The sequence below is a fragment of the Xylophilus sp. genome (assembly GCA_009914555.1).
Taxonomy (GTDB): domain Bacteria; phylum Pseudomonadota; class Gammaproteobacteria; order Burkholderiales; family Burkholderiaceae_C; genus WNDY01.
In genome coordinates, this window is sequence record WNDY01000076.1 from 1 (window position 1) to 16,721 (window position 16,721).

The window sequence follows — 16,721 nt, forward strand, 5'->3', positions numbered from 1 at the left end:
GCTACGCTGGTTTGCGACGCGCTGCGCATGGCGCTGTTTGCTCGCAATCGGCCTCGGGGAGTGATCGTGCATACTGACCGTGGTAGCCAATACTGCTCGCGCGAGCACCGCGCCCTGTTGGAGCAATACGCTTTGATCGCCAGCATGAGTGCCAGAGGCAACTGCTACGACAACGCAGCAATGGAGAGTTGGAACCACAGTCTGAAGGTCGAGGCCATCCATGGTGAACACCTCGCCACACGGGAGCAGGCCAAGGCTCATGTGTTTGACTACATTGAGGTTGACTACAATCGGATCCGGCTGCACTCGACCCTGGGCTACCTCAGCCCAGAGCAGTACGAGCTGGTCAATGTCGCTTAGATAGGTGTCCGTAAATCAGGGGCAAGATCATTGCCCAGTAGGGCGCTTGTTCGGTAGACCTGCTGGCGCAGGCCGGGCCGTCAGACCGGACGGTCCGGCGGCGGCGGTGGCCTATGGGGCGGCGGCCGGTGGCGGGGCGGCGGGTTCACATGAACAGACCGCGCATGGCGAACAGGTCGCTTGGCTGCATGTCGCCGCACGACCTTCTTGCGCACGTACGGCGGTGGAGGCGGGTGGTGCGGATGGACCACTGGCGGAGGTGGCGGCGGCTCGGGCTGCGCGAATGCGGCCATGCCGAACGAAAGCACCAAGCCTGCCACGGCTGTTTTTAGGAACTTCATCGGATTCCTTGGAGTTATTGACGAGTGCAGGCTGGAACGATTTGCGCGGTGCGCAGGTAGGACAGATGCCGTTGAGCCCGTCGCCATTCGTCGAACAACACGGTCGTCTCGACAGGGCTTCGCCGCCGTCATCATCACATCAGGACGCTGGACTCGACACCCGCTCGAAATCACCGCAAGCAGTCGCGGCCGAGTTGAAGGAAAGCTACTTCAAGCAGATGGTCGCGAACGTGGCGAGCGCTGCAAAGCAGCAGTTGTCGACACGCTCGGGATCGCCGCCGCGCAGCTCGCGCCTGTCACGTCCTGCGGGACGATCCCCGGGACCGTGCGCGCGCGACCGACGAAACTGCGCTGTGGTGGTTTTTCCCCCGCGGCCAGGTCAAGGTTCGCGGTGATCGATCTCGCGACCGGCGAGCAGACGGGCACGGCGACCTGCGCGCAGGGCTATGCACTGCTGACCAGCCTAGGTGAAGGCTCAGGAGTCGTGAGTTGACGCCTTCAGGCGTGAGACAGCGGGCTGTAGCGCTTCCTGCCCGCGCTTGCCAGGAGCGCCAAGCGCTTGCGCCGCGTGCTGGTTGCGGTCTCCACGTGCTGCCGGTCTTCGGCCCTGTCCGCGCGCCCGGCGGCCTTTGCGAGCGCGAGGAACAGCACTCCGGCGCTCGCGTAGAAGCCGACAGCTAGAAGGGTGAGGGCGGTTGCCATGGCGTCTCCTCTTTGTTTGTGCCCCAGGTGTACCGCCGTGCCGCACTCTGCACCATTGGTGTCTGCCCGCATCGACCGTAGGCGGGTCGGCAGCAGGAATGTGCGAAACGCTGGAGGTGTCATCCATTTCCATGACTCCTGCGAGACTACGCGGCCCCCTCGTGGGAACATTTCGATGGCCGTCCACCGTCGGTGTGGATGCCATTCAAGGGTACTTCCCAGACCGTCGCCAGGGCCTTTCGGCCGCAAATGCGACAATTACAGACTACATGACGACTTCCTACTCTTCGCTGGCGCTGGCGGAACCCCTCAAGCGCGCCGTAGCCGACATGGGCTACGAGAACATGACGCCGATCCAGGCGCAGGCGATCCCGGTGGTGCTGACCGGCAAGGACGTGATGGGCGCCGCCCAGACCGGTACCGGCAAGACGGCGGCCTTCTCGCTGCCGCTGCTCCAGCGCCTGCTCCAGCACGAGAACGCCTCGGCCTCGCCGGCCCGCCATCCGGTGCGGGCGCTGGTGCTGCTGCCCACGCGCGAACTGGCCGACCAGGTCGCGCAGCAGATCAAGCTGTATGCCAAGTACACCAACCTGCGCAGCGCGGTGGTGTTCGGCGGCATGGACATGAAGCCGCAGACGCTCGAACTCAAGCGCGGCGTTGAAGTGCTGGTGGCGACGCCGGGGCGGCTGCTGGACCATATCGAAGCCAAGAATGCGGTGCTCAACCAGGTCGAGTACGTGGTGCTCGACGAGGCCGACCGCATGCTCGACATCGGCTTCCTGCCCGATCTGCAGCGCATCCTGAGCTACCTGCCAAAGCAGCGCACCACGCTGCTGTTCTCGGCGACGTTCTCGCCCGAGATCAAGCGGCTGGCGTCGAGCTACCTGCAGGACCCGGTCACGATCGAGGTCGCACGTGCCAATGCCACCGCCTCGACCGTCGAGCAGCATTTCTACAGCGTGAGTGACGACGACAAGCGCCGCGCGCTGTGCCAGATCGTGCGCCAGCGCGAGATCACGCAGGCCTTCGTCTTCGTCAACAGCAAGCTGGGCTGCGCACGGCTTGCGCGTTCGCTCGAGCGCGACGGCCTCAAGACCGCGGCGCTGCATGGCGACAAAAGCCAGGACGAGCGGCTGAAGGCGCTCGACGCCTTTAAAAAGGGCGAAGTCGACCTGCTGGTGTGCACCGATGTGGCCGCCCGCGGGCTCGACATCAAGGACGTGCCGGCGGTGTTCAACTACGACATCCCTTTCAATGCCGAGGACTACGTGCACCGCATCGGCCGCACCGGCCGTGCCGGCGCCTCGGGCTTGGCGGTGAGCTTCGTGGGCAGCGGCCCGAACGATGCGCGGCTGGCCTCCGAGATCGAGAAGCTGATCCGCACCAAGTTCGAGATCGAGCCGATCGAGTTCGAGAACGAGCGGCCGCGCGGCCGCTTCAACGAGGGCCGGCGGCTCTACGAGGACCGCGAGCGCGCCGGCGGCCGTGGAGACCGCGGCGAGCGCGACGACGCCCGCGAATCGCGCCGGCCGGCGCCGCGCGGCCGCGCTCCGCAGGATCCGTTCTTCGATCAGCCCTACCAGGCATCGACCGATGCGGCCACGCCCGCCTGGGACGCGATGTCGTCCAGGACGGCCACGCCGCGCGCCGGCATGTCGGCCAACATCAAGCCGCGCCGCAAGGTCGCGGCACTGTTCAAGCCGGCTGCGCTGCCGGCCACGACGGAGCACTGACCCTGTAAAGCTCCCGCAGCACTTCTGCACGGCACGAGGGCGCCCACGGGCGCCCTCGTGCTTTCCGGAAGGCGGTGATTTCAGGCTGCCTGGGCCTGCGCCTGGCGGCCCGGCGGCACGGGCAGACCCAGATGCCCGCGCAGCGTGCGGCCCTCGTACCCGGTGCGTAAGATGCCGCGGCGGCGCAGCAGTGGCACCACGTGGTCCACGAACGCTTGCAGGCCGTCGGGCAGGGCATCGGGCATGAGGTTGAAGCCGTCGGCCGCACCGGCTGCGAACCAGCGCGCAATGTCGTCGGCGATCTGCTCGGGCGTGCCGACGACGACTCGGTGGCCGCCCCCGCCCGCGAGTTCGCGCACCAGCTGCCGCACGGTGAGCTGTTTGCGTCGCGCGGTGGCGAGGGTGGCGTGGAAGAAGGTGTGGTTGCCATTGCCACCGGCCGGCAGCGCGAGATCTTCCGGCAGCGGCCCGTCCAGCGACAGCCGTGCCGGGTCGATGCCCAGGATGCCGCCCAGGCGCACCAGGCTGTAGTCCCAGGGGATGAGGTCGATCAGTTCGTCGCGCCGACGGACGGCCTCGGCCTCGGTCGCGCCGATGATGGTGGTGAGCCCGGCCAGCACCTTGACCGCGTCGGGTCCGCGTCCGTAGGCCGCGGCGCGGGCCTTGAGTTCGCGCCCATAGGCCAGCGATTCCTCGAACGACTGCGAGGCTGAGAACACCGCCTCGGCATGGCGCGCGGCCAGTTCGCGGCCGTCGGAGGAGCCGCCGGCCTGGACCAGCACCGGCCAGCCCTGCGGCGTGCGCGGCAGGTTCAGCGGACCCTGCACGTTGAAGAACCTGCCGCGGTGGGCGATCGGGTGCACCTTGGCTGCATCGGCGAAGCGGCCGGCGGCCTGGTCGCCGATGAATGCGTCGTCCTCCCAGCTGTTCCACAGCGCCTTGACCACGTCGGTGAACTCGGCCGCGCGCGCGTAGCGCTCGGCATGGTCAGGGGCGGCCTCGCGGCCGAAGTTGCGGGCCGAGGGCAGGTCGGCCGTGGTGACGATGTTCCAGCCGGCGCGGCCGCCGCTCACGTGGTCGAGCGTGGCGAAGCGCCGCGCGATGTTGTAGGGCTCGTTGTAGCTGGTGGATGCGGTGCCGATCACGCCGATGTGCGTGGTGGCCGCGGCCACGGCCGTCAGCAGCACCGTGGGCTCCAGCGCGGTGATCGGGCGGAAGTGGATCTGGTCGGCGATGGCCGCGTTGTCGGCCAGGAAGATCGCGTCGAAGGTGCCGGCCTCGGCGATGCGCGCGAGCCGCACATAGTGCTGCGCGTCGATGAAGGCGCGCGGGTCGGCGCCGGCCAGCCGCCATGCCGACGGCACGAAGCCCGAATGCAGCGCGTTGATGTTGAGGTGCAGCTGCCGTGGCGGCCGGCGGGCGGGGGCGATGGCGGAGAAGACCATGGTGCGATGCCGTTACTGGAAGACGCCGGGCGCGGGATAGCCCTCGCCAAGCTGCCAGCGGCCGACGTTGCGGGTCTTGTATTCGGCCGGGTTGTGCAGCGTGTGGATGCGCACGTTGCGCCAGAAGCGGTCCAGACCATGCTCGCGTGTGGCCGAGCGCGCACCGGTCAGCTCGAAGATCGCGCCGGTCACGCGCAGCGCGACCTCGCCGGCCAGCACGTTGGCCGCGGCGACGGCGACAGCCGCCTCGCCGCGCTCCTGCGCGGTCAGGGCCTCGCCGCGCGCCCAGGCATGGTCGAGCGCCGCGAGCGCGCGGTCGGCCAGCGCGGCGGCCGCGCGGGTCTGGGTCCAGAGATCGCCGTACTGGCTCTGCACCCACGGGTCGTCCTGGTGGCGTTGCACGCCCGAATGCACCCAGGGACGGGACCGGTTCAGCGTGTAGGCGCGCGCGGCCAGCAGCGCACCCTGGGCACTGCCGACGAAGACGTTGAGCAGCACGCTCTGCTGCGTGAGGGCGCCCAGCGTGCGGTGTGGCGGCGCGGAGCTGGACGCGGGGTTGAACGGCACCGGCGGGCCCAGCACCTCGTGGCCGTGCACCCGTACGCCGCGGTAGGTCACGCGGCCGCTGCCGGTCTGGCGCTGGCCGATGCCGTCCCAGTCGTCCTCGATAGTGAGGCCGGCCCGGTCGGCCGGGATGGCGGCGAAGCGGCGCTCGTCGGTCTGCGCATCCTCCCAGGCGATCGACAGGTAGTCGGCCACGTGCGAGCCCGAGGTGAAGGGCCGGTAGCCGTCGAGCACGAAGCCGTCGCCGTCGGCCCGGCCGAACAGGCTGCGCGAAAAGCTGTTGGCGGTATTGCCCCAGAACCATTGCCGGACGGCCGTTTCGCGCCACAGCTCCTGCACGCGCGCCGGCGCGCCGCGGGCGCCCAGGCCGAGGAGGGCGTTGTAGTGGTAGCCGAACAGATGGCCCAGGGAGCCGTCCACCTGGGCGAAGGTGCGGACGATGCGCAGCCCCGTGGACCAGGGTTCACCCTGGCCGCCCACGGCGGTCGGCAGCAGCAGGGCGAGCAGCTTCTCGTCCTTGAGCCAGCCGATCTGCGCAGCCGGCCGGCCTCCGGCCTGGTCGCGCGCGATGGCGTCTTCGGCGAAGCGGTCGCGCAGCGCCTGGCCGCGCGCCAGCCAGGGGTTGCCGGCGGGATGGGTGTCGAAGGGGTCGGTCGTGATGGCCATGGCGTTCGCTCTCTTCAGCGGTACACCCCAGGCTCGGGGAAGTCGCCGCTCAGGAACCAGTGGCCGACACTGCGCTTCTTGTATTCGGCCGGGTTGTGCAGCGTGTGGGTGCGCACGTTGCGCCAGAAGCGGTCGTAGCCGCGCGCGCGGGTGGCCGAGCGTGCGCCGGTTACCTCGAACACCTGCTCCGACACGGCCAAGCCCGCTTCGCCGGCGTAGACGTTGGCGGCTGCCACCTCGATCGCCAGCGCGCCGCGCTGCTGCGGCGTGAGCGCATCGCCCTCGGCATAGGCGGCGTCGAGGCTGCGGGCCGCGGCATCGGCCAGTTCGGTGGCAGCGAGCGTGCGGATCGCCAACTCGCCGTACTTGCGCTGCACCCAGGGATCGTCCACGTGGCGCTCCACGCCGGAATGGATCCAGGGCCGCGATTCGGCGCGGGTGTAGGCGCTGCCTTCGTCGAGCGCGCCCTGGGCGCTGCCGACGAACACGTTGAGCAGCACGCTCTGCTGCAGCTGCGGGATCAGCGAGGCAAAGGGTGTCAGCGGCGCACCGGGCCGCAGGAAGACCTCGTCGTCGGCGATGCGCACGCCCTCGAAGCGCACGGTGCCGCTGCCGGTCTGGCGCTGGCCGATGCCGTCCCAGTCGTCGGCGATCACCACGCCCGCGCGGTCGGCCGGCACCACGGCGCTGGTGCGCTGGCCCTCGGCATTCTCCCAGGACACGACGATGCGGTCGGCCACGTGCGTGCCCGACGAGAAGGGGCGGAAGCCGTCGAGCACCCAGGCGTCGCCGTCGCGCCGCGCGGTGGATGTGGGCGAGAGCGTGTTGCCCGAGTTGGCCCACAGCCACTGCGCGCGTGCGCTGTCGGTGAACCAGCGGTCGCGCTGCGCCGGCGTGGCGCGGGCGCGCACGCTGTGCAGGTTCAGGTGGTGGTAGCCGTAGAGGTGGGCGATGGCGCCGTCGGCGCGGGCCAGTTCGCGCACCGCGCGCAGCACCGACAGCCACGACGAACCTTCGCCGCCGTAGGCCGTGGGCAGCCAGGTCGACAGCAGGCCGATGGCGCGCAGCTGCGTGATCTGCGCCGTCGGCCGGCCGCCGGCCAGGTCGCGCGCGGCGGCATCGGCCTGCAGGCTGGCGCGCAGCGCCGCGGCGCGCGCGACGACGGAATCGGAAAGATCGGGTTCGAAGGGAGGATGGTGGCTCATGGCGTGGAAGGGTTCTTCACTTCGGGTCCGCGTCGGAGGAGCGGTCAATGGCGTGCGGGAGGGCGACGAACGCAGGCGGATCTCCAGCGGCCATGGCGAAGGCACCGTGGCATGGAAGTGCAGCTTAAGAAAGCAGATGTGCGCGGTCGAAGAAGATTAGCGATGAAGAATATGCGCCGGCTGGTGCACGCATGGCACTGCGTTCGCGGCCCGGCCCCCTGCGGCTGGGGAACCGATGGCCTTCCATGCGCTCTCACCCGCACGCATCTTTTTTCTGTGTTTCGACCTGATTGGACGAGGTATTGCCGATGACCCTGCAACGATCCCTCCTCGCCTGTGCTGCCGGCGTGCTGCTGGCGGCTTCGGGCGCATCCGCCTGGGCCCATGCCCACCTCGAGACATCCGCGCCGGCGGCCGATGCGGCCGTGGCCTCGCCTGCGGCCGTCGAGCTCACGTTCACGCAGAAGCTCGAACCCTCCTTCAGCGGCATCGACCTTGTCGGCAGCGACGGCAAGCCGGCCGCAGCCGGCACGGCCGCCGTGGCGCCGGGCGATGCGGCGCGGCTGGTGCTGCCAGTGGCCTCGCCGCTGGCGCCGGGCGTCTATGAGGTCCGCTGGCATGTGCTGTCCGTTGATGGCCACAAGACCAACGGCAGCTACCGCTTCACGGTGAAGTAGCGCTTGAACGACACGCTGCCGGCGGCCGTCGATGGTCTCTATGCCGCCGTACGCTGGCTGCACTTCGTCACGCTGATGGGCGCCTTGGGCTGGCTGGCTTTCGTGGCCTGGGCGAGCCCGCCGGCGCTGCGGGCGGAATTCGACCGGCCTGCATCGCGGCAGGGCCTGCGGAGTGCGGGTGTGCTGGCGCTGGTCTCCGCGCTGGCGCTGGTGCCGCTGCAGTCCGTGCGCATGGCGGGCAGCCTGGCTGACGGCCTGGTGCCGGCGGCGATCGGGGCCGTGCTGTCGCAGACAGGCTGGGGCCGGGCCTGGCTGGTGCATCTGCTGCTGGCGGCGCTGGCGGCGGCCGCGCTGGCCATCGGGCCGGGCGCAGTGCAGCGCCGGCCCGCAGCGCCGTTCTTCCTGCTCGCTCTGGCCCTGGGTTCGCTGGGGTGGACCGGACATGTGGTCGGCGCTTTCGGCCCCGAGGCCGGGCTGTGGGCTGGCAACGCGGCCCTGCATCTGGTGGCGGCCGGATGCTGGCTCGGCAGCCTGCTGCCGCTGCCGGCCTGCCTGGCATGGTTGCGCGATCCGGCCCGGCGCGTCCCGGCGATGCAGGCGCTGCTGCGTTTCTCGCGGATGGGCCACGGCGTGGTCGCGGTGGTGATCGTCACCGGCATCGCCAATTCCTGGCTGGTGCTGGGCCCGGCATGGCCGCTGCACGGCAACGCCTATACGCTGCTGTGGCTGGCCAAGGTGCTGGTCGTGCTGGCGATGGTCGCGCTGGCGTTGCACAACCGCTATGGGGTCGTGCCGCGCTGGTCGGCCGATCCGCAGCGCAGCCACCGGCAATTCCTGCGTGGGACGGTGGCCGAAGTGCTGCTGGGTTTTGCTGCGGTCGCCCTGGTCAGCGTGTTCGCATCGCTGGACCCGGGCGGCTGAGAGCGTGCGCCCTCAGATCGGCGCGAAGTGGTGCGTGCCGTCGCGCCCGAGCTGCGCGACCAGGCCGTACTCCCAGTCGAGATACGCCTGCATGGCCTCGCGCGGCGCGCTCGTGCCTTCATACGGGCGGCGGTAGCGGTCGGTGCGGGCGTTGGCCAGGCGGGTCTCGCCGGTTTCGACCGGCTGGCCGGCGGCTGTCCATGCGGCATTGCCGCCGTCCAGTACGAAGACCTCGGCGCGGCCGCCCAGGGCGGCCCGCAGTTCCGGCGTGGCGAAACGGGCCTGGATGGCCGTGCCGCAGGTGGCCACGTAGCGGCGTGCCTTGGGCACCGCGGCGACGGCCTCGCGGATCTGCGCACGGATGGCAAACCACGCGCCCGGGATGTGGCCGCGCAGATAGTTCGCGCCGGCGGAGAAGTCGAGCACCTGCACCGCGGCCGGGTCGCTGCGGGCCTCGTCGAGCCACTGGGCGAGCTGGGTCGGCGTGGCGGTCTTCGCATCGGGCAGAGCCGGGCGCAGCGGCGGCGTGGGGCCCGTTTGGCGGCGGTCGGCGGCCGCGGCGCCATCGACCACGTAGACCTCCCAGCCCATCTGCGCGAGCCACGAGGCGCTCATGCGGGCGCGCACGCCGTCGTCGTCGTCGAGCACGATGCGCGCGCCGCGCACGGGCGCATGGTGGTCGGTCTCCTGCACCAGCTGGCCGCCGGGCGCGCTGAGGAAGTCCGGCAGATGGCCGGCGGTGAATTCCTCCGGTGTGCGCACGTCGAGGCGGTAGACGGTGCGCCTTCCGCTGTCTTCGAGCGCGGCGACCTCGCCCAGCGGGATGCTGCGCACACCGGCGCGCGCCGCCACGTCGCCGGCCGCGCGGATCGCTTCGCGCTGGTGGTCGGCCGAGGGCTGCGGCGCCCGGCGCGTGGCGCCGTGGTCCAGCCTCTGGCCCGCGAGCAGCCAACCGATGGTGCCGTTGCGCAGCGCGGCGACCGGGTTGGGCAGGCCGGCGTTGACCAGCGACTGCGTGCCGATGATGCTGCGCGTGCGGCCGGCGCAGTTGACGATCACGCGCGTGGCCGGGTCGGGCGCCAGCTCGCGCACGCGCAGCACCAGTTCGGCGCCGGGCACGCTGGTGGCGGTGGGGATGCTCATGGCCTGGTACTCGTCGAAGCGGCGGGCATCGACCACGACCACGTCGGCCCGGCTGTCGAGCAGGGCCTGCACCTCCTCGGCCGCGAGCGAAGGCGTGTGGCGCAGGTGTTCCACGTATTCGCCGAAGGCCTTGCTCGGCACGTTGACGTCGCGGAACAGCTCGCCGCCTGCGGCGCGCCATCCTTCCAGACCGTCTGCGAGAAGATGCACCTGGGTGTATCCCAGCGAGGCCAGCTTCGCAGCGGCGCGTGGAGCAAGGTCCTGGCCGGAGTATTCGCCGTAGAGCACGATGAGGGTGTCGCGCCGCGGAATGCGCCGCCAGGCGTCGAGCTCGATGCGCGACAGCGGCAGGTTGGCGGCCCACAGCGGATGCGCCTGCGCATACGGGTCTTCCTCGCGCACGTCGAGCAGGGCGGTTTCCTCGCGGGCCAGCAGGCGGGCGCGGACGGCGGCGAAGTCGAGGGTCGGGAAGGTCATGGCCTGGATCGGTCCCAGAGGTTGGGCAGCGCGGTGTTGGAGTAGCCGGAGACGAAGGCCTTGGGCGGGCCTTCGGGCGGGTAGGTGTGGCGGTGCACGCCGCCGATGTTGGCGCCGTAGACGTGGATGCTGATCGACACCCGGTCATCGTAGGCATTGCGCACGCGGTGCACGTCGCCGACCGTGGGCGACACGTGCTCGACCTGGCCCGGCTCCAGCCGGACGGGCGGGCCGCTCTCGTGCGGACGGCCCTGGGTGTCGAGCGTGTAGGGCTGGCTGTATTCGGCGCCGCGCAGCATGCCGATCAGGCCCCAGACCGTGTGGTCGTGCACCGGCGTCGCCTGGCCCGGGCCCCAGACGAAACTGACGACCGAGAAGCGTTCGGTCGAGTCGGCATGCAGCAGGAACTGCTGGTAGCGCGCCGGATCGGGCACGGCGAGCCAGTCGGGCAGCCAGTCGTCGCGCGCGACCAGGCGGGCCAGCAGGGCGCCGCCCTCGTCGAGGATGCGGGGCTCGGGCGGACGTTCGTCGAGCAGGCGGCCGAGGGCGGTGACGAAGTCGCGCAGCGGGGAGAGGCTCATGGGGATGTGGTCCGTTGGAGGAGTGGCCTGTTTGTACTACGCCGACTCCGCACCGCTGCCCGGCAAGGGCGTGCCATCACGCTGCCAGGCGCTGCCGTGGTGCCGGGCCTCGCCGTCCGGATGGCGCCGGCCGAGCAGGGCCAGGGCCTGTGCCGTGGCTTCCGCGATGCGCGTGCGCAGGCCCTCGCTGCGGATGCCGGCATAACCGTCGAAGTCGGCCTCGGCCGCGTAGACGGCGGACGGCACGGTCAGCGCGCGGAAGAAGGCGAACAGGGGGCGCAGCTGGTGGTCCACGACCAGCGCATGGCGGTCGCTGCCGCCGTTGGCGGCCAGCAGCACGGGCCGGCCGACCAGCGCCTCGGGATCGAGCAGGTCGAACAGGTGCTTGAACAGGCCGCTGTAGGAGCCCTTGTAGACGGGCGTGACGGCCACCAGCAGGTCGGCCGACGCGATCGTCTCCAGCGCCTCGCGGCCGGCCGGCGGCAGTTCAGCGCCGTGGGACGCGATCCCGATGGACGGCGCGAGCCGGTACAGCTCCAGCGTGCGCAACTGCACGTCCGTGCCCCGGCCCAGCCCGGCCACCAGCGGATCGGTGATGGCCTGGGCCAGCAGCCTGGTGCGGGACCGCTCCGCCGCGTTGCCGACGACGGCGACGATGTGCAGCGGGCCGGACGGCGCCGCGGTTGCCACGGCGCCCGTCATGCGGCCCGGGCCTCCAGCGCAGGGGCTGCGCCCGCCGCGCGCTGCGCGACCAGGGCGCGCGTGAGCGGGATCAGTTCCTGCCCGTACTGCACGGCATCGCGCAGCGGGTCGAAGCCGCGGATCAGAAAGGTGGTGATGCCCGCGTCGTAATAGTCGAGCAGCGACTCGGCCACCTGCGCCGGCGTGCCGACGAGGCCGGTCGAGTTGCCGCCGGCGCCGCTGAGCGCGGCGATCTCGGTCCACAGGCGCTTGTCTACCACCTTGCCCTGGGCCGCGACGGCCAGCAGCCGCTGCGAACCCACGTTCTGCGGCGGGCCCGGGCGCAGCCGATGCCGGGGCGATTGACCGATGGTGGCCTTGGCGCGCTCCAGGATTTCGTCCGCACGGCGCCAGGCAGCTTCCTCGGTGTCGGCGAGCACCGGCCGCAGCGACAGGCTGAAGCGGATGGCGTTCTCGCGGCCGGCCTCGGCCGCCGCCGCGCGCACCCGCCGCACGACGTCGCGGACCTGCTCGACCGGCTCGCCCCAGAGCATGTAGACGTCCGCATGCTTGGCCGCGACACGGATGGCGGCGTCGGAGGAGCCCGAGAAGTAGATGGGGATGTGGCCATGCACGGGTTTGACCTCGGAGAACGCCCCAGCGACCTTGTAGTACCTGCCTTCGTGGTCGAACGGCTGCCCGCTCGTCCACACCCGTTTGAGCAGGACGATGTACTCGTCGGTGCGCTCGTAGCGCTCGTCGTGAGCCAGGAAGTCGCCGTCGCGCTGCTGCTCGGCGTCGTGGCCCCCGGTGATGAAGTTGATGGCGGCCCGCCCGCCGTTGAGCTGGTCCAGCGTGGCGAAGGTGCGCGCGGCGAGCGTCGGCGCGACGAAACCCGGCCGGTGCGCCACCAGCGGGCTCAACCGCTCGGTCCGGTGCGACAGGTAGGCGGCGAGCTGAATGCCGTCGGGCGAGAAGCTCGAATAGCCGATCAGCACCCGGTCGAACCCTCCGCTCTCGTGCGCGCGTGCGCTCAGCGAGACGTAGGGCTTGTTCACCACGGGGCCGGTGCTGGGGCGGGACTCGCTGCCGTCCTGGTTGCCGACGAGGCCGACGAATTCGATGGTCATGACGTTGTTCCTTTCTGGATGCGGGCGTGTGCCGCGTCAGGCGGCCACCGCTTCGGGGGACCGGCTGCGGCGGGCGATCTCCTCGCGCACCAGCGGGATCAGGTGGCGGCCATAGTCCAGCGCGTCCTGCAGCGGTCGGAAGCCGCGGATCAGGAAGGTGCTGATGCCCGCGTCGTGGTAGTCCAGCAGCGACTGCGCGACCTGCTCGGGCGTGCCCACCAGCGACGTGGAGTTGCCCGCCGCGCTGGTGAGGGCGGCGAGTTCCGTCCAGAGGCGGGCATCGACGACCTTACCGCGGCCAGCGGCCTCCAGCAGCCACTGCGAGCCGACGTTCTGCGGCGCGGCGGCGAGCCGCTCGCGGTAGCGCGGCGACTGCGCGACCACGCCGCGCGCGCGTTCCAGGATGTCGTCGGCCTTGGCCCAGGCGGCTTCCTCGGTCGCGGCGATGATGGGCCGCAGCGACAGGCTGAAGCGCACGTGCCGCTCGCGCCCGTACAGCGCGGCTGCTGCGCGCACCTTGGCGACCGTCTCGCGGACCTGGGCCAGCGGCTCGCCCCACAAGGCGTACACGTCGGCATGCTTGCCAGCCACGCGGATGGCCGCATCGGAGGAGCCGCCGAAGTAGATCGGCACCTGGGGCTGCCCACCGACCGTCTGCAGCGGCTTGACGCCTGACTGGTTGCCTACGAGCCGGTAGTGACGGCCCGTATGGTCGAAGGGTTCGGATGCCGTCCAGGTCTGTCGCACCACGTCGAGGTACTCGTCGGTGCGTTCGTAGCGCTCGGCGTGGCCCAGGAAGTCGCCGTCGCGCTGCTGCTCGGCATCGTTGCCGCCGCTGATGATGTGCACCGCCAGTCGTCCTTCGCTGAAATGGTCCAGCGTGGCGAGCTGCCGTGCCGCGAGCGTGGGGAAGACGAAGCCGGGGCGGTGTGCGAGCAGCAGCTTCAGCGTCTTCGTTTCGTGCGCCGCATAGGCCGCGATCTGGAAGGCGTCAGGAGAACTGCTGCTGTAGGCGACCAGGGCACGGTCGAAACCGACGTACTCGCGGGCCTGGGCCACGGTGCTGATCCAGCGCGCGTCCACCACAGGACCCTGCGGCGCAATGATTTCGCTTTGTTCGCGGGCAGCGACATACCCGATGAATTCGACCGTCATGAAGAAGCCCCTAGGGCAGAGCCGTTGCTGAGACGGTGGAATCGTAGGTTGTCTTTGAAGATGATTGAAGTTTATTATTTTTATAAATAAATATGTGATTCGAGCATTAATATTGTGCGCAGAAGGGAAGGTGCGGGCTACGCGCCCGTCTGGACGCCGGCCAGGGCCAGGACCTCGGCGACGGTGTGTGCGCCGGGGCGCTCGCCCAGGGAGGCCGAGGCGCCCAGCACGCGCTGGACGGCCGCGTTGACGGGGGCGCCAGTGCCGTGGAGACGGGCGAGCAGGACGATTTCGCCGTTCAGGTAATCCACTTCGCTGCCGGCACCGCGCTCGAAGCTTTGCCAGGTGGAGGGGCGGTGGACCGCCGTCGTGCCGTCCTGGCCGATGCGGGCCAGGGAGGTGTCGTAGGTCGTTTCCTTGGCCGGGTCGGCGAATCCGTACCCAGCCGCGGTCAATGCCTGGCGGGCTTCGGCCTGCAGATGCTCGCGCAAGGTCTGCTGCTCCTGCGGAGTGCCGTCGAAGACGCTCACGCTGAAACTGGCGCTGACCACGGCCTTCCAGGCCAGCCAGCGCTGGATCTCGTCCACGGCCTGGGAGAGCCAGTTCGCCCGGCTGAGATCCTGTGCGATCTCGTGTGCGAGCACGGCGGCATGCGGCGCCAGCGCGGCCGAGGGGTAGGCGCCGACGATGAGCTGGCCGATCTTCGGCTGGTTGAGGATCTCGACCTCGCCGGACACCACGTGCCGGGCCGCGACCAGCGCGACCGCGCCGATAACGGTGCTGAAGTAGCGCAGCGCGACCCGTTCGGCGACCAAGCCGTTGTGGGTCAGCACGATCGGCAGGTCGGCGGCCACTCCGCCGCCTTGGACGGGCCGCCAGGCCCAGGCGGCCAGCGTGGCCGGGACGTCCTGCGACTTCGTCGCGACGACGAGGATGTCGCCCGGCCGCAGCGCCACCTGTTCGGGCGCGCCGGCGACGTTCACGCCGAGGGTGCGGGTGACGCCCGCCTGCCGGTAGACCAGGCCGCGCTCGCGGATAGCCTCGAAGGTGCGGCCTCGGGATACCAGCAGCACGGGGATGCCGGCTTCGGCGAAGCCGGCGGCCAGGCCCGCGCCGACGCCGCCGGCGCCGATGACGACGTAGCGGCGGCTCATCGCAGACCCTCCGCCTCGGCCAGCGTGAAGGCGACCTCGAAGTGGGCGCGCGCCAGTTCCGGCGACGGGGTCCACTTGGCGAGACTGTCGGCCGGCAGCACGCTGCGGCCCGCGATGCCGCGCAGTGCGAGGTTGGCATCGGCCGCACGCTCGGTGGCCCAGAAGTAGAAGGCGGCCTCGCCGACCGAGCCGCCCCAGGTCGCGACACCGTGGCTCTTCTGCCAGAGGACGCGCTTGCCGGCTTGGGCCAGCTCGGCGCCGCTCGGGCCACTGCCGCCCCAGATCTTGTCGCTGACCCCCTGCAGGCCCACTACCAGGGCCGCATCGGTGTTCACCGCTTCCAGCGGCTCCCCGAGGCTCGACCAGATGAAGCCGCGTGGCGCATGCAGGTGGATGGCGACCTGGACCTCCGGCGCGGCGCGATGCAGCGCCAGATTGCCGGCGAAGCCGTTGATCGCATGGTTGCCGCGGGTCTCGACCACCTGGCCTTCGCCGTCGACGAGCACGAAGTCGGCCGGACTGACCGCGCTGATCGACACACCGAAGGGGTTGACCCAGTAATGACCCGGGACTTCGGGGGCGCGGGCCGAGACGTGGCCGTTGAAGCCGAACTCGTAGCCGAGTCGGCCAAAGAAACGCAGCGCGGCGGCAAGTTCCCAGCGGGTGTCGCGGACCCTCGGCACATAGCCGCGTGGGAGCGGGAAAGAAACGGCGGGTGCCGCAGTGGTGGGCGGCTGAACTGTCAGCGTCATCGCAATCTCCAAACGTGGTCAAGTAGGAAGGCCGGAGTTGGCCTAGGGGCATGCATGTAGTCGGCGTGGAAGATACGGCTGCGTTGCGATGGCAGGATGTGCTATGTCGGCTCGCCAAGCTTGTAGATGTATTTGGAGGCAGGTACTCCCGGCACGCCTTGCAACTTCAGCCATCGAGAGAAATATGTGTCCATGTCGATATCAGCGAAACGGTCTGGATAGAGTGACTTTGCGACCAGTAGTGCGCCGAACTGCTTGCCGAATGCGGAATAGAGAAAATTGTTCGTGACATAGACATCCTTGTTCTTGATGGCCTTGATCGCGTTCCATCCCGGGCGGTTGGCGACGCGCTGAGCTTGTTCTGCCATCTTTTTCTTGCTCCAGCCCTGGTAGCCTTGGGCCAAGCCGTCTACGCTGTTTCTGATGATGATGTCCGGGTTGCGATTGATGATCGCGACAGGATCCACGGTGTAACTGTCGCATCCCGGATGATTGCATAAGCGAGAATCGCTATCCACTCTTCATGGCCCGAGCGGTGATGCGAGGATTGATAGAGTCACTGCAATCACCTCCGGAGGTCCAAGCATGCTGATTGATCTTGCCCCTGATTTACGGACACCTATCTAAGCGACATTGGCCAGCTCGTACTGCTCTGGGCTGAGGTAGCCCAGGGTCGAGTGCAGCCGGATCCGATTGTAGTCAACCTCAATGTAGTCAAACACATGAGCCTTGGCCTGCTCCCGTGTGGCGAGGTGTTCACCATGGATGGCCTCGACCTTCAGACTGTGGTTCCAACTCTCCATTGCTGCGTTGTCGTAGCAGTTGCCTCTGGCACTCATGCTGGCGATCAAAGCGTATTGCTCCAACAGGGCGCGGTGCTCGCGCGAGCAGTATTGGCTACCACGGCCAGTATGCACGATCACTCCCCGAGGCCGATTGCGAGCAAACAGCGCCATGCGCAGCGCGTCGCAAACCAGCGTAGCCGTCATGCGCTCAGACATCGACCAGCCCACAACCTTACGCGAATACAGGTC

18 protein-coding genes are annotated in these 16,721 nt (G+C 69.6%); 5 read left to right on the forward strand and 13 right to left on the reverse strand.

Annotated elements, in window-relative coordinates:
* Nucleotides 1-360 (forward strand): IS3 family transposase (locus GAK38_RS21180; RefSeq protein ID WP_325346920.1); only part of this gene is annotated, 360 nt, incomplete at its 5' end.
* A 291-nt stretch (nucleotides 361-651) separates the two neighbouring features.
* A complete protein-coding gene (locus tag GAK38_RS21185; RefSeq protein WP_325346921.1) occupies nucleotides 652-1,194 on the forward strand; it encodes a hypothetical protein in 543 nt (180 codons plus the stop codon).
* A 5-nt stretch (nucleotides 1,195-1,199) separates the two neighbouring features.
* On the opposite strand, the gene GAK38_RS21190 is transcribed toward GAK38_RS21185, so the two are convergent.
* Nucleotides 1,200-1,403, reverse strand: coding sequence for a hypothetical protein (locus GAK38_RS21190; RefSeq protein ID WP_325346922.1), 204 nt, complete (start codon nucleotides 1,401-1,403; stop codon nucleotides 1,200-1,202).
* A 269-nt stretch (nucleotides 1,404-1,672) separates the two neighbouring features.
* Between GAK38_RS21190 and GAK38_RS21195 the strand changes: the two genes are divergently transcribed.
* Nucleotides 1,673-3,136 (forward strand): DEAD/DEAH box helicase, encoded by a 1,464-nt coding sequence (locus tag GAK38_RS21195; protein WP_325346923.1) that lies wholly within the window; start codon nucleotides 1,673-1,675, stop codon nucleotides 3,134-3,136.
* 80 nt (nucleotides 3,137-3,216) lie between these two features.
* On the opposite strand, the gene GAK38_RS21200 is transcribed toward GAK38_RS21195, so the two are convergent.
* The 3 genes from GAK38_RS21200 to GAK38_RS21210 are packed head-to-tail and all read right to left on the reverse strand — an operon-like array spanning nucleotide 3,217 to nucleotide 7,016.
* A complete protein-coding gene (locus GAK38_RS21200; protein ID WP_325346924.1) occupies nucleotides 3,217-4,581 on the reverse strand; it encodes an LLM class flavin-dependent oxidoreductase in 1,365 nt (454 codons plus the stop codon).
* Between the two features lie 12 nt (nucleotides 4,582-4,593).
* Nucleotides 4,594-5,811 (reverse strand): acyl-CoA dehydrogenase family protein, encoded by a 1,218-nt coding sequence (locus GAK38_RS21205; RefSeq protein WP_325346925.1) that lies wholly within the window; start codon nucleotides 5,809-5,811, stop codon nucleotides 4,594-4,596.
* A gap of 14 nt (nucleotides 5,812-5,825) precedes the next feature.
* Nucleotides 5,826-7,016: an acyl-CoA dehydrogenase family protein gene (locus GAK38_RS21210; RefSeq protein ID WP_325346926.1), complete on the reverse strand. Its 1,191-nt coding sequence runs from the start codon at nucleotides 7,014-7,016 to the stop codon at nucleotides 5,826-5,828.
* Nucleotides 7,017-7,324: 308 nt separating this feature from the next.
* On the opposite strand from GAK38_RS21210, the gene copC reads away from it, so the two are divergent.
* Both copC and copD read left to right on the forward strand, forming a co-directional pair.
* Nucleotides 7,325-7,693 carry a copper homeostasis periplasmic binding protein CopC gene (gene copC / locus GAK38_RS21215; RefSeq protein ID WP_325346927.1) on the forward strand — a complete coding sequence of 123 codons (369 nt, stop codon included), beginning with the start codon at nucleotides 7,325-7,327 and terminating at the stop codon, nucleotides 7,691-7,693.
* 3 nt (nucleotides 7,694-7,696) lie between these two features.
* Nucleotides 7,697-8,614: a copper homeostasis membrane protein CopD gene (copD, locus tag GAK38_RS21220; RefSeq protein WP_325346928.1), complete on the forward strand. Its 918-nt coding sequence runs from the start codon at nucleotides 7,697-7,699 to the stop codon at nucleotides 8,612-8,614.
* 12 nt (nucleotides 8,615-8,626) lie between these two features.
* On the opposite strand, the gene GAK38_RS21225 is transcribed toward copD, so the two are convergent.
* From GAK38_RS21225 to GAK38_RS21265, 9 genes are all read right to left on the reverse strand, one after another.
* Nucleotides 8,627-10,234 (reverse strand): rhodanese-related sulfurtransferase, encoded by a 1,608-nt coding sequence (locus tag GAK38_RS21225; RefSeq protein ID WP_325346929.1) that lies wholly within the window; start codon nucleotides 10,232-10,234, stop codon nucleotides 8,627-8,629.
* Nucleotides 10,231-10,815, reverse strand: coding sequence for a cysteine dioxygenase (locus tag GAK38_RS21230; protein WP_325346930.1), 585 nt, complete (start codon nucleotides 10,813-10,815; stop codon nucleotides 10,231-10,233). Before GAK38_RS21230 ends, GAK38_RS21225 begins: the two co-directional genes overlap by 4 nt.
* 36 nt (nucleotides 10,816-10,851) lie before the next feature.
* Nucleotides 10,852-11,517 (reverse strand): NAD(P)H-dependent oxidoreductase, encoded by a 666-nt coding sequence (locus GAK38_RS21235; RefSeq protein ID WP_325346931.1) that lies wholly within the window; start codon nucleotides 11,515-11,517, stop codon nucleotides 10,852-10,854.
* Nucleotides 11,514-12,626 carry an LLM class flavin-dependent oxidoreductase gene (locus GAK38_RS21240; protein ID WP_325346932.1) on the reverse strand — a complete coding sequence of 371 codons (1,113 nt, stop codon included), beginning with the start codon at nucleotides 12,624-12,626 and terminating at the stop codon, nucleotides 11,514-11,516. Before GAK38_RS21240 ends, GAK38_RS21235 begins: the two co-directional genes overlap by 4 nt.
* A gap of 36 nt (nucleotides 12,627-12,662) precedes the next feature.
* Nucleotides 12,663-13,781 (reverse strand): LLM class flavin-dependent oxidoreductase, encoded by a 1,119-nt coding sequence (locus GAK38_RS21245; RefSeq protein ID WP_325346933.1) that lies wholly within the window; start codon nucleotides 13,779-13,781, stop codon nucleotides 12,663-12,665.
* 137 nt (nucleotides 13,782-13,918) lie between these two features.
* A complete protein-coding gene (locus GAK38_RS21250) occupies nucleotides 13,919-14,935 on the reverse strand; it encodes a ketopantoate reductase family protein (RefSeq protein WP_325346934.1) in 1,017 nt (338 codons plus the stop codon).
* The gene (locus GAK38_RS21255; RefSeq protein WP_325346935.1) at nucleotides 14,932-15,618 is read right to left on the reverse strand and encodes a class II aldolase/adducin family protein; all 687 of its coding nucleotides are present in this window, start codon (nucleotides 15,616-15,618) and stop codon (nucleotides 14,932-14,934) included. The genes GAK38_RS21250 and GAK38_RS21255 overlap by 4 nt, the downstream gene beginning before the upstream one ends.
* Before the next feature lie 170 nt (nucleotides 15,619-15,788).
* Complete coding sequence (locus GAK38_RS21260) at nucleotides 15,789-16,154, reverse strand: hypothetical protein (protein ID WP_325346936.1); 366 nt, start codon at nucleotides 16,152-16,154, stop codon at nucleotides 15,789-15,791.
* Between the two features lie 156 nt (nucleotides 16,155-16,310).
* Nucleotides 16,311-16,721 (reverse strand): IS3 family transposase (locus tag GAK38_RS21265; RefSeq protein WP_325343662.1); only part of this gene is annotated, 411 nt, incomplete at its 5' end.